Origin of the sequence: Aulosira sp. FACHB-615 (genome assembly GCF_014698045.1) — a bacterium.
In the GTDB taxonomy this organism is placed as follows: Bacteria; Cyanobacteriota; Cyanobacteriia; order Cyanobacteriales; family Nostocaceae; genus Nostoc_B.
In genome coordinates, this window is record NZ_JACJSE010000004.1 from 53,718 (window position 1) to 68,800 (window position 15,083).

At 41.9% G+C, this 15,083-nt stretch carries 15 protein-coding genes; 8 read left to right on the forward strand and 7 right to left on the reverse strand.

From position 1 onward, the window contains the following. Positions 1 to 145 precede the first annotated feature (145 nt). The gene (locus H6G77_RS07395) at positions 146 to 1,153 is read left to right on the forward strand and encodes a DnaJ C-terminal domain-containing protein (protein ID WP_190871229.1); all 1,008 of its coding nucleotides are present in this window, start codon (positions 146 to 148) and stop codon (positions 1,151 to 1,153) included. Between the two features lie 284 nt (positions 1,154 to 1,437). Here the strand turns inward: H6G77_RS07395 and H6G77_RS07400 are convergent, their stop codons facing one another. Together H6G77_RS07400 and H6G77_RS07405 are read right to left on the reverse strand one after the other, a co-directional pair. Beyond that, entirely contained in the window at positions 1,438 to 1,845 is a 408-nt protein-coding gene (locus H6G77_RS07400; RefSeq protein ID WP_190589371.1) for a KTSC domain-containing protein, read from the reverse strand. 333 nt (positions 1,846 to 2,178) lie between these two features. Further along, a complete protein-coding gene (locus tag H6G77_RS07405; RefSeq protein WP_190589370.1) occupies positions 2,179 to 2,328 on the reverse strand; it encodes a hypothetical protein in 150 nt (49 codons plus the stop codon). 571 nt (positions 2,329 to 2,899) lie between these two features. Here H6G77_RS07405 and H6G77_RS07410 point away from each other — a divergent pair. From H6G77_RS07410 to H6G77_RS07420, 3 genes are all read left to right on the forward strand, one after another. Beyond that, the gene (locus tag H6G77_RS07410; protein ID WP_190589369.1) at positions 2,900 to 3,175 is read left to right on the forward strand and encodes a HetP family heterocyst commitment protein; all 276 of its coding nucleotides are present in this window, start codon (positions 2,900 to 2,902) and stop codon (positions 3,173 to 3,175) included. Between the two features lie 223 nt (positions 3,176 to 3,398). After that, positions 3,399 to 4,253 (forward strand): indole-3-glycerol phosphate synthase TrpC, encoded by an 855-nt coding sequence (gene trpC, locus H6G77_RS07415; RefSeq protein ID WP_190589368.1) that lies wholly within the window; start codon positions 3,399 to 3,401, stop codon positions 4,251 to 4,253. A 163-nt stretch (positions 4,254 to 4,416) separates the two neighbouring features. Further along, entirely contained in the window at positions 4,417 to 5,115 is a 699-nt protein-coding gene (locus tag H6G77_RS07420) for an HAD family hydrolase (RefSeq protein ID WP_190871230.1), read from the forward strand. A gap of 179 nt (positions 5,116 to 5,294) precedes the next feature. Here the strand turns inward: H6G77_RS07420 and H6G77_RS07425 are convergent, their stop codons facing one another. Beyond that, positions 5,295 to 5,918 carry a CPP1-like family protein gene (locus H6G77_RS07425; protein WP_190589366.1) on the reverse strand — a complete coding sequence of 208 codons (624 nt, stop codon included), beginning with the start codon at positions 5,916 to 5,918 and terminating at the stop codon, positions 5,295 to 5,297. Positions 5,919 to 6,512: 594 nt separating this feature from the next. Here H6G77_RS07425 and H6G77_RS07430 point away from each other — a divergent pair. Further along, on the forward strand, positions 6,513 to 7,232 hold the full coding sequence (locus H6G77_RS07430; RefSeq protein WP_190589365.1) for a response regulator transcription factor: 720 nt from the start codon (positions 6,513 to 6,515) through the stop codon (positions 7,230 to 7,232). A gap of 169 nt (positions 7,233 to 7,401) precedes the next feature. Here the strand turns inward: H6G77_RS07430 and H6G77_RS07435 are convergent, their stop codons facing one another. The 3 genes from H6G77_RS07435 to H6G77_RS07445 form a co-directional block, all read right to left on the reverse strand. Further along, the gene (locus H6G77_RS07435; RefSeq protein ID WP_062297234.1) at positions 7,402 to 7,599 is read right to left on the reverse strand and encodes a DUF2811 domain-containing protein; all 198 of its coding nucleotides are present in this window, start codon (positions 7,597 to 7,599) and stop codon (positions 7,402 to 7,404) included. Between the two features lie 671 nt (positions 7,600 to 8,270). Further along, positions 8,271 to 8,921, reverse strand: coding sequence for a bifunctional phosphoribosyl-AMP cyclohydrolase/phosphoribosyl-ATP diphosphatase HisIE (gene hisIE, locus H6G77_RS07440; RefSeq protein ID WP_190589364.1), 651 nt, complete (start codon positions 8,919 to 8,921; stop codon positions 8,271 to 8,273). A 97-nt stretch (positions 8,922 to 9,018) separates the two neighbouring features. Then, positions 9,019 to 9,213 carry a ChaB family protein gene (locus H6G77_RS07445; RefSeq protein ID WP_062297230.1) on the reverse strand — a complete coding sequence of 65 codons (195 nt, stop codon included), beginning with the start codon at positions 9,211 to 9,213 and terminating at the stop codon, positions 9,019 to 9,021. A 108-nt stretch (positions 9,214 to 9,321) separates the two neighbouring features. Here H6G77_RS07445 and hemL point away from each other — a divergent pair, with 108 nt between their 5' ends. The 3 genes from hemL to H6G77_RS07460 all read left to right on the forward strand — a co-directional run bounded on the left by hemL (position 9,322) and on the right by H6G77_RS07460 (position 13,739). After that, entirely contained in the window at positions 9,322 to 10,620 is a 1,299-nt protein-coding gene (hemL, locus tag H6G77_RS07450; protein ID WP_190589363.1) for a glutamate-1-semialdehyde 2,1-aminomutase, read from the forward strand. A gap of 355 nt (positions 10,621 to 10,975) precedes the next feature. Beyond that, positions 10,976 to 12,595 (forward strand): serine/threonine-protein kinase, encoded by a 1,620-nt coding sequence (locus tag H6G77_RS07455; protein WP_190589362.1) that lies wholly within the window; start codon positions 10,976 to 10,978, stop codon positions 12,593 to 12,595. 379 nt (positions 12,596 to 12,974) lie between these two features. Continuing rightward, positions 12,975 to 13,739: an FHA domain-containing protein gene (locus H6G77_RS07460; RefSeq protein ID WP_190589361.1), complete on the forward strand. Its 765-nt coding sequence runs from the start codon at positions 12,975 to 12,977 to the stop codon at positions 13,737 to 13,739. A 195-nt stretch (positions 13,740 to 13,934) separates the two neighbouring features. Here the strand turns inward: H6G77_RS07460 and recA are convergent, their stop codons facing one another. Then, positions 13,935 to 15,005 carry a recombinase RecA gene (gene recA / locus H6G77_RS07465; RefSeq protein WP_190589360.1) on the reverse strand — a complete coding sequence of 357 codons (1,071 nt, stop codon included), beginning with the start codon at positions 15,003 to 15,005 and terminating at the stop codon, positions 13,935 to 13,937. Positions 15,006 to 15,083 lie beyond the last annotated feature (78 nt).

Consider the following 15,083-nt stretch of genomic DNA (forward strand, 5'->3'; position numbering starts at 1 on the left):
CGCAGTGAGCAAGAACCCCACTTGCAATTGTGTTTTGTTTGTTAATTTAAAATCAGAATCTAATTGCTCGGCATTATACCTAGCAAAATATAAATCTGACATCTTACAAAAAAACTTAAAGTAAATTTTTACAGGAGGCTGGTAGATGGCTGCAACCGACTTCAAAGATTATTATTCAGTTTTGGGAGTTAGTAAGACTGCCAGTCCAGAGGAAGTTAAACAAGCTTTTCGGAAATTAGCCCGAAAGTATCACCCTGATGTAAATCCTGGCAATAAGCAAGCAGAAGCCAATTTTAAAGAAGTCAATGAAGCCTATGAAGTCTTATCTGACCCAGATAAGCGCCAAAAATATGACCAATTTGGTCAATATTGGAAACAAGTCGGTCAAGGCTTCCCCGGTGGCGGTGCTGGGGTTGATATGGGTGGTTTCGACTTCAGCCAATACGGCAGTTTTGATGAGTTTATTAATGAGTTATTAGGACGCTTTGGTGGTGCGGCGGGTTCTCGTGCGCCTGGTGGTAGACAAAGTTACTCTTACCGTACTAGCACAGGTAGACCAGGTGCCGGTTTTGGCAACTTTAACGATTTTGGCTTTCAAGATGCTGGTGCAGGTACAGCCCAAGATACGGAAGCCATAATTAACCTGACTTTTTTGGAAGCCTTTGCTGGTGTGCAGAAGCGGTTTAATTTGGGTAGTGAAACACTTGATGTTCGCATTCCGGCTGGTGCTAAACCCGGTAGTCGTTTGCGGGTGCGGGGTAAAGGTCAATTTAACCCCATGACTCAACAACGGGGCGATTTATATTTAAAGGTGGAACTGCAACCTCATTCATTCTTCCAAATTGAAGGCGATAATTTGGTTTGTGAAGTGCCAATTACACCAGATGAAGCAACTTTAGGCGCTTCCATTGATGTACCTACCCCTGATGGAAATGTGAATGTGAAATTGCCTGCGGGGGTGCGTTCTGGTCAATCTCTGCGTTTACGGGGCAAAGGCTGGCCTTTACCCAAAGGTGGACGTGGTGATCAATTGGTGAAAGTTGCGATCGCACCACCAAAAGACCTCAGCCCCCAAGAACGCGAATATTATGAAAAAATTCGGGCTATACGTACATATAATCCCCGCAGTCATTTAAACCAAGTTAAGTTGTAATTATGAGTCGGGAGTAGGGAGTGGGGAGTCGGGAAATGGGGAGTCGGGATACTATTTCTGACAGCAACTTAATCAGGACTTACGCACAAAGATTGTCTATGAAGATTGGGTGCAAGGGTGTAAGGGTGTGTGGCGTGAGGGTTTTAGATACATACACCCCTATACCCTGTACGCCTACACCCTCGCCAAAATCCTTGGTTTTTCGTTTTTATGCGTAAGTCCTATTAGTATAAAAAGTTGGGGAACAGAGAATTCCTCATCACCTGTTATCTTTTACCTGCCCCCTAGTCTACCCGTTCTGAAAAATATCGCCCTTTAATTTCTTGATTGAAAAACTCACCAACAGAGTCAGCATCGTGTAAATCTTCCCACGTTTCTGGCTCTACTTCCGCATATTGATAAACTGCACCGTTTTGAAATTCTACTTGTAAGATGCGATCGCTGTCACTATATCCCACTGCGATCGCCATTGATGAATTGACTGGTAGCATCGCAATCGGTTCTTCTAGCACAGGTAAGGTGAGTGTTTCTGCCACAATCTCATTTAGGTGTTGCAACCCTTCATAAGCTTGCACTGGTGCAGGAATTTCTAAAAATTCTAGTTCATCACCTCTATCTAGTAATAATTGCAAGTATCCGTCAGAATGAGCAATCCCTACTAAACTGCTTAAGTCTATTTTCGATAGCTTCATTAACTTGGCGCTCCTGCTGGTATGGTTGTGGAGTGTAATTTACTTGTGCCTGTGCGATCGGCAACTTATATTAGTATTTTTGTACTATAAAATAACTTCGTCGTCAAGTTTCCATAGCAAGAACGAAATAATAGATAGGTCTAGCAAAACAATCATCATATATCTGTGACGTAATATTCAGTAGTCTTAACAAAGAAGCAGTTTCTGCAACACGGTTTATTAGATAGGGGCGGGACTATGGATTAATCACTCTCGCAAATCACAATGCTAGTTGATGCCCATCCACCCCTATTTTCAAATTTTGTTGGTGCTTATTGATTTAGTGCTGTAGTGTCAAACTTGTTTTGTTGAGGTAGCAAAGCGATCGCGCCACACCCCAGCAAAAGTTTCCCAGAAATGCCGATGATTTGTGATTCCTTCACCTACCACACCTTGGGCGATGTTCATGTATTCTGCACTGTCACTGAAATCAAAATGTTTCACCTGGATTCGTAGAGGCTTATTTACCAGCAACTACGCATATCCAAGGCGATATCCATTATTCCCACTGTTCAGGGAGTGTTTATCACACCACCCCCAACTATTGGCAATGACACGCAATCAGCAATACAGCACAGAATCATTTGCAGAACAAGAACACGACACATCATCGTCAGCTTGTCTTCAGTGTAAATTACACTCTTCATCTACCACGTACAGACCAATCTATTAACTACAAGGGTCAACGTCTTCTACCAAACCATGAAATGAGTATGCCAAATTAGTTGAAGTGGCATTCGACTAATTTTGCCAAGTTCCGAGCAGAACTTTTTCGGCAGAAGCTATTGGTCTGGAGATGATCAAAATTACAGTCCCTAGTGTAATTAAAAAAGTTTTCATCGATATACGCCGCATTTTTGGGGGCAAATATGTAGGTGCATATTGATAGCCTAGCCTATAATTATCCGTCCTATTTATATCCGTGAAACAATAGACGGATACCCTGAACAGAGTTTTTGGTACTAAATATAATCCAACCTAGCAAATCTAGGATGAAAGCTAAAAAGAGGGTTTTATGTATCAACTAGATAACCTACGAAATGCCAAGCCAATTAATACAGAACAAGTTGAACAAATTATTAAAGCGATTATTGCAGGTAAATACTCTTGGGCATGTGTTTTAATGCTGAGGTTTTCTGGTTATAACCCCATAGATTACATTCCCTACCGTACCTATATTCGTCTCCTCAAAAATAACTACCTACTCCACGGCGCAAAGCCAAAAGAAACTAACGCTTCTGAACAGAAAATAGGCGTTTTTGACATCAAATCAAATTGGGTACGCTCTTAAAACCGCAGCAATTATCTATATAGCCTTATATTCCCGAAAAAACTCCTACATTAGTCGGATATTTCTGGCTGATGTTTATGTTTTGCATTGCAATTTATAGCAGATTTGATTGCTATAAATGCCAAATAACTCGTTGGAAAAATTTCTCATCAGCCTCATTTATTGTGCTGATGTGAATACTTCATGTTTTTAATTCATTTCACTTCCCAATTTTTGACAACTTATGATTTATCCGATGACTACTGTGAATCCTCATCTCCAGCCTATGTTAAGAGAAATTGTGTGGCAGAAAAAGCAAGAAGTAGCACAGATTCAACAACACATGTCTTTAGCTTCTTTGCAACGTCAGTTAACAGCTGCACCCACCATCCGAGATTTTTTCACAGCCTTACAACAAAACCCTTATAAACCTAGTTTAATTGCAGAAATTCAAAAAGCATCTCCTGGTTATGGGATGATTCGCGCAGACTTTGATGCTATTGCGATCGCCAAAGCTTACGAACGTGCTGGTGCAGCTTGTATTTCTGTCTTTACCGAACGGACATTTTTTCAAGGTAGTTTTGAAAGTTTGCGGATGATTCGCCACAAAGTATCAGTACCACTGCTTTGTAAAGAGTTTATTATTGATCCCTGCCAAATTTATTTAGCACGCGCCGCAGGTGCAGATGCAGTTCTACTCATAGCCGCAATTCTCACAGATAGACAACTGCAAGATTTTCAACGCATTATTCATTATTTGGGGATGAGTGCCTTAATAGAAGTGCATACCTTAGCTGAACTGGATCGAGTCTTGCAGCTAGATGATGTCCGCTTAATTGGCATTAACAACCAAAGTTTAGCAGACTTTACCGTTGATATCGGCACAACTCAGAGATTACTAGCTGCTAGGCGATCGCAAATTCAAAACTTGGGTGCGATCGTCGTCAGTGAATCAGGACTTTACACCCACGCTGACTTATCCCTGATGGCGGCGGCTGGTACCAACGCCGTTTTAATCGGTGAATCTTTAATCAAAGAAACAGATATAGAACAAGCTGTCCGCCGTTTACTTAACAGCGATGCTTCAACATTTCAATAGTTAGTCTTCTTTCCTATTCCCCACTCATTAACTTTCAAATCGTTGGGTTTTGTATTGCTTAACCCAACGATTTGAAATAAATATTTACATCAATTAATTAAATAATGACTATTGATACACAATTAAGTTACTCTTAAGAAAAATTAACATATAATTTCCGCCGATGCTAAGACTATTTACCGACTTCGACGGCCCCATTGTTGATGTTTCTGAACGGTACTATCGTGTTTATCAATATTGTTTAGAAAAAACCCAACGTCCAGGACAAGCAGTAAGACAATTAAGTAAAGCTGAATTTTGGCAACAAAAGCGAGCGAGAATTCCTGAAAAACAAATTGCCTTAACTTCTGGACTTGATGAAGCACAAGCACAAGAATTTTCCCAACTGCGGCGGAAAACAGTACATACAGAACCTTATTTTGACTATGACACCTTAGTACCGGGTGCTGTAGAAGCATTAGCCAAAATTCAAGCAGCCGGAGTTGACTTAGCAGTTATGACTATGCGGCGAGTTTGGGAATTAGACTTTGCCTTTCAAAAATTTGATTTAGGCAGATTTTTCCCCGAAAATCGTCGTTATTGTCTGAGCAACGACTATATTAAAACCCGTGATATTGAAGATAAGCCATTGTTAATGGCCAAAGCCTTAAAAGAACTGTCTTTCGTTAGCGATACCTGGATGGTGGGAGACACAGAAGCCGATATCACTGCCGCTAAAACCCATAACATTAAAGTTATGGCTGTAGAATCTGGTATCCGCGATCGCGCTCAACTAGAACTATACCGCCCCGATTTGATTGTTCCTAATTTAAGTTCAGCCGTAGCTCTGATTTTAGAAAAGAGTACTTTAACCCTCAGATAATCAATTAGGACTCACGCACAAAGATTGTCTGTGGAGACTGGGTGTGGGGTGTAAGAGTTTTAGATACATACACCCCTGAACCCCCACACCCTTCCCAAAACCCTTGATTGTTAAGTCCTATAAATATGGGTAGCAGATGATTGATTCTGCTACCCATAATCAATAGTAAATTTTTTATATTACCGCAGAAAGCTACTAATTAACCACAATAATATAAATGTGAACACCGTAGAAAATTGCTCAGGATTTAACCCCACCAAACCGATTTGTGGTAAACCGCTTGCAATCAATCCGCCAATAATCAAGCCTAATATCAGACCAATCAGCGTTAACAAAACGGCTCTACCAAACTTACCTTCTTTACGATTAAGAAAGTAAACACTAACACCTACCCCAACCACCAACGCCAACTGTAAAACTTGATCACCAGAGGCGGGATAGAAAATACCAATAGCACTCAAACCTAAATACCAAGCACCTGGTAACAGTACATCTGCCGTTGTTGGCTGATCTAATAGCCTCTGTAGCCATGCAGGCGACTGTTCACGAGGAGTTGAAACTTCTTTAGGAGGAAATTGGACTCGTAGTTCTGGGAAACGGATTCGCTCAGGTACTTTGATTTTGCCTTCCTGACGCATCCGTAACCGATCCATTAAAATCGCATCATAAGACGCTTCAATGAGTTCCAGAGCCTTAGCATCGCCACTGTGTTGCTCCAATAGGCGATTGCGAGCATCCTGAATCTCATCAAAGCTAGCTTCTTCGGACACCCCAAGTTTGTCGTAGGGATTTTGATCGCTCATGGGAGTTTACACTTCAGCCTTAGTCAGCAGAGGTATTTTGCTGTTTGGAAAACAACTTTAGGTTTTGCCTAGATTTAAACAAATGTTGCAAGCAACTTATATGCTCTACCAGGATAGTAGCACGGGTAAGTTAAACTGACCCAGGAAATTTAACTATAGCAACTTTAACATATTGCTAGAACTCCGTGTATCCCCTCATGTCGTTGACCAGTGGTGGCTTTACTCTAGAATTTGAACTAAGACTTCTTAAAACTTATTTTTTTATGAAAAAATTAACTTTTATGTTTCAAATTTGGCAATTTACCGTGCCTTGAGGCAATTTAGATGAACCAGCTTCACAATCACTAGTGGTATCCACAAGCATATCGATATTAAAATTGAAAAGCTTTAAATTACCACGTAATTGGGAGTAGGAAATTTTCCAAAGTTACACAACTGCTGTGGCTCATGTTGAGACTATTTAATGATTTGACATCAAATTGCCATTACAATGGCTGCATCTCAAGTACGGGAACACCAGCAAAGTTTGTGTAACAGTCCCAAAGTACGCAATTCTCCTGTTAATCTTACGAATTTTTGTGCAAAGTGATGGTCATGGCTCCTGCCAAGATTCTTGTAGTTGATGACGACCCTGCGGTTCGCAACTTAATCCAACGCTTTTTGATTAAGCAGAACTATCAGGTGGAGGCGGCTGAGGATGGTAAAACAGCCTTGGCGCTATTCGAGCAATTTAACCCTGACTTGGTAATTTTAGACGTAAACTTACCAGACGTAATCGGGTTCAACCTCTGCCAAGAGATGCAAAGTCGTAATGGTGTGTTTGTTCTCATGCTCACTAGCCGTGCGGATGAAGCTGACAAGATTCGCGGCTTTGCTAAAGGTGCTGATGACTATCTCACCAAGCCATTTGGTCTAGGAGAGTTAGAAGTCAGAGTCGCCGCGATTTTACGGCGACAACGGGTTGTGACAACAGCAGAACAAAAACGCCTAGTTTTTGAAAAACTGATGATTGATCCCGTTCGGCGGGAAGTGACATTAAACAGCCTACCAGTACCTCTAACAGCATTAGAATTTGACTTACTGCATTTTTTAGCCAGTCATCCTGGACGAGTTTGGCGACGCGCCGAACTCATTCAAGAGGTTTGGGACTATGAATATGTTGGCGACCAACGGGTTGTCGATGTACATATCGGTCAAATTCGGAAGAAAATTGAAGCTGATGCCAGTCAACCAGCATTAATTCAAACTGTACGCGGCGTAGGTTATAAATTTGAATGTCCTACTCATTCACCGCAATTGGAAACTAACCCTTGAATTAATTATTTCATACTTAACACTAAGTCAGGGCGAACATTTGTTCGCCCTGACTATTATGTATTCTTTTTTGCCTCAATCCTGATTGATCTAGCGATCGCCAAGACAGTTAACATCTCAGGAATGTCACCTATCACCCGTTACCTGTCACCTGTCCCCTACTACATAACTAGCAGTTGTGGAATAAAGTTTCTAAATAAACACGAGCCGCACGGCGATCGCTATCCCCATTTTGGAGTAAAAACAGTGACAAAGCTGCTGTTAACACACGGGTTTGATCCCAATCAGGGTGAGTTTCTAAATAAGTTTTGAGCGATTCATGGAGTGTTTCGGGAATTTCCGTAAAAATGCTCACCTTTGTGTTCATGAGATTTTCCTTCTCTGAGGTCGATCAAGCGAATTTACTGCCACTCTTGAAGCAAAAAATCAAAATTGTCGCTTCTGTTGCCTCCAAACATCTCAGGAATTTTTTATTTTCCCAGATAAATTCGGGTAGAAATAAAGTGCCAGTCGCATCATTGTGCTTCAAGAGGGGGTGGTTTTGTCAATGCTGCGAAATGTTAACAAAAGTGCTTAAGAAAAGAAAAACTCACGGAATAATCAGGGTTAAACCAGAGTTTTTGTTACATAAATTCACAAAAACTCAGTCACTGAAACCAGCTACAGCTATCACCCCAAAATCCCCAGTAACCCAGCAAGTGCTGATCATCTCGTAGTGTGTCTGTGGAAAACTACTAAAAACCCTGTGGAAACCCTGTGGAATCAGTGAGGAAAAGTTCAGCAAATGATAAGAATTACAAAAAGTTTGAAGGCAGGAGTCAGGAGTCAGGAAAATTACTTACATCTCTTACTCTCCACTCCCTACTCCCTAGCCCCTAGTAGTCTGCCAAGGAAACTTTGCGTTGTGGTCAGCAGAGGAGCAGAGGGGCAGGGGGGAAAGACTTACTGCAAGTTTCTCCCCTGCTCCCCTGCTCCCTTGCTCCCTTGCTTACCTCCACGTAGCAATTTTGGGTTGGTACACTACTAGCCCCTATTCCCTTAACGTCTCCGTTCTTGCAGTTTTCGATATACAGCCTTTAAATCAACTTGATGATGAGCCAAAGCAACCAAGGTGTGATAGAGCAAATCCGCAACCTCACCTGCAATGGCTTCTGGCTCATCATCCTTAAAAGCCATCACCACCTCAGCCGATTCTTCACCAATCTTTTTCAAAATCTTGTTATCACCGCCTGCGAATAACTTGCAGGTATAAGAACTTTCTGTGGGGTGGTCGCGGCGATCGCAAATCACCTGAAACACCTGAGATAATGTATCGGCTGGTGGTAGTTGAATTTTGCCATCTACTTGATGAAAACAACTGCGCTCACCTGTATGACAAGCAATATCTCCGATTTGCTCCACCCCAATTAACAAAGCATCACTATCACAGTCATAGCGAATGCTCTGTACTTTTTGAATATGTCCCGAAGTCCCGCCCTTATGCCATAACTCTTGACGCGAACGACTCCAAAACCAAGTTTCTCCAGTGTCCAAAGTCTTTTGTAACGATTCCCGATTCATCCAAGCCATCATCAAGACTGTGCCATCCAAATAGTCCTGCACAATGGCCGCTACCAAACCCCGTTCGTCGTAGCGAATCTCTTCAACGGGAATAGCGTGACGGAATGAATTTGGTTCGGTAGAAAACATACCAGCTTACTTGCTCTAACAACAATGATTCATGGATTCACGATACCATTCTCAATATGACAGCTGGAATGTTTTCTCAAAATGAAAATTTAATTATCTAGCCTGAAACAACAACATTTCTGTCCATTGCAGACTGCATCCTCACAGCACTTAGCGCCACTTGGTGAGCTTTCGATGCTTCACCATACCAATGGAGAGCCGAGTTAAACGCTGCACGGTAAAGTTCCTGGTATGCCTCAGATAACCGAGTTCGGATTTCTAAAGGCAAGTCTTCATTGGACTTATACAACATAGTTGTTATTTTCCTGGTTCAGCTATTTCTATAGGATAGAAATTACGCACAGTATTTAACCCTATCCTAAGATAGAGCTTTTTTCTTTCTCACTTTTAGGAGAGAACCTTGGTAAACACCACAATTAAAACCACAAAATCACAAGAAATTTTCGCCGCCGCCCAAAACCTCATGCCGGGAGGAGTGAGTTCTCCTGTCAGAGCATTTAAATCTGTCGGTGGTCAACCCATAGTTTTTGACCATGTTAAAGGCGCATACATCTGGGATGTTGATGGCAACCAATACATCGACTATGTAGGCACTTGGGGGCCTGCTATTTGCGGACACACTCATCCAGAAGTGATCGCAGCACTTCATGAAGCTTTAGAAAAAGGTACAAGTTTTGGTGCGCCATCAGTTCTGGAAAACGTACTCGCAGAAATGGTGATTGATGCTGTTCCAAGCATCGAAATGGTCAGATTTGTCAACTCTGGCACAGAAGCTTGTATGGCAGTTTTGCGGCTGATGCGGGCTTTTACCAATCGTGAGAAAATCATCAAATTTGAAGGCTGTTACCACGGACATGCTGATATGTTCTTGGTTAAAGCTGGTTCTGGTGTAGCCACCCTTGGTTTACCCGACTCCCCAGGAGTACCAAAATCAGCAACTAGCAGCACCCTAACAGCTCCTTTCAATGACCTGGAAGCCGTCAAAGCCTTGTTTGAAGAAAACCGCGACCAGATTGCTGGTGTCATTCTAGAGCCAGTGGTTGGGAATGCTGGGTTTATTCCTCCTGATGCTGGGTTTTTAGAAGGTCTACGGGAACTCACCCATGAGCATGGAGCTTTATTAGTATTTGATGAAGTCATGACGGGTTTCCGGATCGCTTATGGTGGCGCTCAAGAGAAATTTGGCATTACTCCCGATTTGACAACACTAGGTAAAGTTATCGGTGGTGGTTTACCAGTCGGAGCTTATGGAGGACGGCGGGATATTATGTCCATGATCGCTCCTGCTGGCCCTGTGTATCAGGCTGGTACTCTTTCCGGGAACCCATTGGCGATGACAGCTGGGATTAAAACCCTGGAATTGCTACAAAAACCTGGTACTTATGAGTATCTTGACCAAATTACGCAAAAATTAGCCGCCGGTTTACTGCAAATTGCTCAAGAAACTGGTCACGCTGCTTGTGGTGGTCAGATTAGCGCCATGTTTGGCTTATTCTTTACTTCTGGGCCTGTTCATAACTATGAAGATGCCAAAAAGTCAGATACTGCCAAATTTGGGCGTTTTCATCGCGGAATGTTAGAACGTGGTGTTTATTTAGCACCTTCTCAGTTTGAGGCTGGCTTTACTTCTTTGGCACATACTGAGGAAGATATTGAGCAGACTCTTGCTGTGGCACGGGAAGTATTGTCTAGTTTGTAAGTGCTGAGTGCTGAGTGCTGAGTAAATAGTTTGCAAAGCAAAAAACATAAGCGCCTACGGCGCTTTCTCAACTCAGCACTCTGCACTTTCCACTCAGCACTACTTAAGTGACTGTAAAAATACGTAGAATTTTGATTTGAAAACTAGTTATTACACAAATAGCTTGATAACTACTGACGATCGCGCGGTCAATCAGCTATCTTGTTGTGATGATCGCTTAGATCAAGCAGTCAAACTTTAGGAACTCTTCAAAGGATTTCCAGCATAAATTACCTGCTCAGAGTCAGTTTTGGTCTCAATAATTGAATTAGAGTGTAATGCTCCCAGCCATTTTCGCGCAGCGAGTTGACAGTGCATGAGCTACTGCTTAAATCCAACCTGTCCCAATCCAGAAAATGTGGTATATAGCCAAAGGTGTCAGTCTTGCGGCTCGCGCCTACTGCTGCGCGATCGCTATCGGGTGAGTAAACCGTTAGGTCAAGGAGGCTTTGGCGCAACCTTTCTGGCTCAAGATGAAGCTTTACCAGGAGAACCAAGTTGCGTCATCAAGCAACTACGACCATCAGGAAACGCACCCCATGTTTTGCAAATGGCGCGAGAACTCTTTGAGCGTGAAGCCAGAACATTAGGTAAAATTGGTAACCATCCTCAAGTCCCCAGATTACTGGACTATTTTGAAGAACAGGAACAATTCTATTTAGTTCAGGAATACATTAGCGGTGCTACCTTGCAACAGGAAGTCAAAGCTAATGGTGTATTGACTGAAGTTGGTGTGAAACAGTTTTTGAGTGAGATGTTACCTGTACTGCAATACATCCATGAGCAGAAGGTAATTCACCGTGATATCAAACCAGCCAACTTAATTCGTCGCACCCAAGATGCCAGAATGGTGCTAATTGACTTTGGTGCGGTGAAAAACCACGTCACTCAAGCTGCGCCGAGTCAATCAGGGCATACTGCCCTAACCGCCTACGCAATTGGTACCCCTGGCTTTGCACCTCCAGAACAAATGGCGATGCGTCCGGTTTACGCAAGTGATATCTATGCCCTCGGAGTAACTTGTATTTATTTGCTCACCAGCAAAACTCCTAAAGATTTAGATTACAATCCCACCACAGGGGAAATGATGTGGGAACATTTGGTGCATGTGAGTGATCACTTGACAGGTGTGTTGCGAAAAATGTTAGATGTTTCTGTCCGCAATCGCTACCAGTCAGCAGCAGAAGTTCTCAGAGCATTAGAAATGGAGCCTTACTTGGATAGTTTGGCTAAAAGCTTGCTAGTAAAATCTGAAAATAATTCTAAAGAAAAAACACCGCAGCGTGGAGAGAACTCGGCAATTTTATGCAGCAATCCTTCCGCAGTTGGGGGTAATGCGACAGGAGTAGCACAGGTAGCCGCCGCAATTCGCGCCCGCAGAGCAAAAATTGCCGAGGCTGCTGCTTCTGATCAAGGTGGAATGCGTGCAGCCTCTGTAGGTAAACCCGGAATGTTACCTAACAGTCATAGTAATAGTGCAAGTAATCAACAATCTAAAGCTGGACGCAGATTAGATAGCCAAACTTTATTAACAGCCTATCTCAAGGGAAGACGAGATTTTGCCTTACACAATTTAAACTTTCTCAATCTCCAAGGTAGTGAATTGTCAGAAACCAATTTTCATTCGGCTCAACTGCAAAGCACTAATCTTCAAGGCGCAAATCTTCACAACAGTGACTTTGGTAGGGCTAGTCTCACTCGCGCCAATCTCAGAGATGCAAATTTAAGCAAAGCTTATTTCAACCATGCTGATTTAGAAGGAGCAGATTTACGGGGTGCTGATCTCAGCTACGCCCATCTGAGTAATGCTAATCTCCGAGGCGCTAATTTATGTGGTGCTAATCTGACTGGTGCCAAAATTTTAGATGAGCAACTGGCTCTAGCCAAAACTAATTGGATGACAGTACGCCCGAATGGTAAACGTGGTTTATTGTAAGTCCAGATAAACAGGAAATAGGAAAATATTCATAAATAAATTTGAATAATTCAAATTAAGAATTAAGTATTGATACTCAATACTTAATTTTTGTTTTTGGGTGAATTACGAAATTAATCCTTTAGCTTTAATCTTTCTAATATTACTTAAGAAATACTTAAATTATTCTTAATAATTAGTATCTGTTAAAATAAGACTACAGTAATTTACAATATAAAACGAAATAAAACAATTTTTTTAAAAAACTAAAGTTGCATGATACTTATACTAAGTACCAAAATACAAGTAGGAATTCTTAGTCAAAATCATCCAACTCCATTGTCTGAAAGCAAAAACTCAAAAAGCCACTGTTCCTGATTTTAGGCTGAGAAAAAAGTCCATGACCGACATCAGCAAATCAAATCTATTCATACTAAAAGCTTCAGCTAAAATCGCTGACTTTCAAAGTAAAGAGATAGAAAGAAGACTAAGTTTATATCAAGTATTTGTCAAGTTGTACGAACACCATAGTGGACTTCTAGATGACATTCTTCAGATGGAAGGCCGTTCATTGCCTGGTGTGACAGGGTTAAATACAAGCTATGTGCAGGGTGTAGTAGATGATGAGAAGGTTTACTTGGTAACTAATTTGGCTGAAAATCAAACCCAGACTTTACTACAACCGCAGCGAATTTGGACAATTGGACGCGATCGCCACTGTGGTATCTGTATTAATGATAAATACCTATCTCGTCGTCATGCTGCCATCCAATATGATGAAGACGGGTTTTACCTAGTCGATTTTAAAAGTACGAATGGTTCCTTTGTGAATGGCGAACGTGTTTATGAAACAATGAAACTCAAAGAAGGCGATCGCATCCGTATCGGTAGTCTGAGTTTTTATTTTTTCTATAATCAGACTTCTCGCATTTTACCGACGGTAGCTGTTGAGTTACTGATGCAGCTTTCATCTCGCAAAAACTGCAACTTAGATGATACCTTAAGTCATGTTGCGCCCGGAAAATACCTACCTGAAATTACTGATAAAGCTGTTCCATTTACCAAAAACCTTGGTTTAGACTATCAACATAGCCATGATGGTTTTAGTACAGAACAGAAATCAGACATCTTAGATAGATTTTTCAGCCGAGTTACGCCTTCTTAGCTATGAACGGAGTTTAAGATTTTCCAATTTGATTTTTGCAATAGCATTCCTAAATCATTCGTGAACCAAAAGATACCCGACTTCTTTAAGAAGTCGGGTATCTGATCCTCTCGATTTTCACAACTCATTTAGGATTGCTAAATTAGTGGCGTATTTCTGTTCGCCACTAATTGATTCACTGTTCAATAGTAAATACTATTCTTCCTCTTCGTATTCTTCTTCCTCATCTTCACTGGCTTTAGCTACAGAATTAGCAGAAACAACCGCGCCCATATCAAGTTTTTGGCGCACCTGTTGTTTAATTTGTTCGGCGAATTCTGGTTTTTCTTCTAAATATTTAATCGCGTTATCTCTACCTTGCGAAATGTTGTCGCCGTTGTAACTATACCAAGCACCTTTACGAGTTAAAACACCTGTTTCTTCGGCTATATCAACCAAACAACCTAAAATTGACACTCCCTTACCGAAAATAATGTCAAATTCTGCCACTCTAAAAGGTGGTGCAACTTTGTTTTTAGCAACTTTTACCTTAACGCGGTTCCCAAATTCATCAGTTCCTTTTTTCAAGGTTTGAATGCGACGAATATCTAAACGCACAGAAGCATAAAACTTCAACGCATTACCACCAGTTGTAGTTTCTGGGCTACCGTAGGTGACACCAATCTTTTGCCGTAATTGGTTGATGAAAATTACTGTACAACCAGATTTACCAATATTACCCGTGATTTTACGGAGGGCTTGGCTCATCAAACGTGCTTGTAAACCAACGTGTGCGTCTCCCATATCGCCTTCGATTTCAGCGCGGGGAACTAGTGCTGCTACTGAGTCAATAACTACAATGTCAACGGCAGATGAGCGCACCAGTTGATCAACAATTTCTAAAGCTGCTTCTCCAGTATCAGGTTGAGAAACCAGTAAATTCTCGATATCTACACCTAAAGCCGCCGCATAAGTAGGGTCTAGGGCGTGTTCCGCATCCACAAAGGCCGCAATTCCACCTTGTTTCTGCACTTCGGCGAGGGCGTGTAGGGCGACTGTGGTTTTACCAGAACTTTCTGGGCCATAAATCTCAATTACCCGCCCTTTGGGTAAACCACCACCCAGGGCTAAATCTAAGGTGAGTGCGCCTGTGGAAATTGTCTCCACCCGCATCCGGGTTGCATCGCCCAGGCGCATAATAGCACCTTTACCGAAGCTGCGCTCAATCTGGTTGAGTACCATATTCAGGGCTTTTTGCTTACCGGAATTGTCAGTGTTGATAGCCATTACTGCCTCTATCTATATATATGGATTTATGGAGTGTTAGGTTTGGAGTTGAAGTAGAACAGATATACTATTTTAGCC

Bases quoted from the DNA above. Each gene is read 5' to 3' on its own strand.
- H6G77_RS07395 (WP_190871229.1), top strand. From the start codon at position 146: ATGGCTGCAACCGACTTCAAAGATTATTATTCAGTTTTGGGAGTTAGT.
- H6G77_RS07400 (WP_190589371.1), bottom strand. From the start codon at position 1,845: ATGAAGCTATCGAAAATAGACTTAAGCAGTTTAGTAGGGATTGCTCAT.
- H6G77_RS07410 (WP_190589369.1), top strand. From the start codon at position 2,900: ATGTATCAACTAGATAACCTACGAAATGCCAAGCCAATTAATACAGAA.
- trpC (WP_190589368.1), top strand. From the start codon at position 3,399: ATGATTTATCCGATGACTACTGTGAATCCTCATCTCCAGCCTATGTTA.
- H6G77_RS07420 (WP_190871230.1), top strand. From the start codon at position 4,417: ATGCTAAGACTATTTACCGACTTCGACGGCCCCATTGTTGATGTTTCT.
- H6G77_RS07425 (WP_190589366.1), bottom strand. From the start codon at position 5,918: ATGAGCGATCAAAATCCCTACGACAAACTTGGGGTGTCCGAAGAAGCT.
- H6G77_RS07430 (WP_190589365.1), top strand. From the start codon at position 6,513: ATGGCTCCTGCCAAGATTCTTGTAGTTGATGACGACCCTGCGGTTCGC.
- H6G77_RS07435 (WP_062297234.1), bottom strand. From the start codon at position 7,599: ATGAACACAAAGGTGAGCATTTTTACGGAAATTCCCGAAACACTCCAT.
- hisIE (WP_190589364.1), bottom strand. From the start codon at position 8,921: ATGTTTTCTACCGAACCAAATTCATTCCGTCACGCTATTCCCGTTGAA.
- H6G77_RS07445 (WP_062297230.1), bottom strand. From the start codon at position 9,213: ATGTTGTATAAGTCCAATGAAGACTTGCCTTTAGAAATCCGAACTCGG.
- H6G77_RS07455 (WP_190589362.1), top strand. From the start codon at position 10,976: ATGAGCTACTGCTTAAATCCAACCTGTCCCAATCCAGAAAATGTGGTA.
- H6G77_RS07460 (WP_190589361.1), top strand. From the start codon at position 12,975: ATGACCGACATCAGCAAATCAAATCTATTCATACTAAAAGCTTCAGCT.
- recA (WP_190589360.1), bottom strand. From the start codon at position 15,005: ATGGCTATCAACACTGACAATTCCGGTAAGCAAAAAGCCCTGAATATG.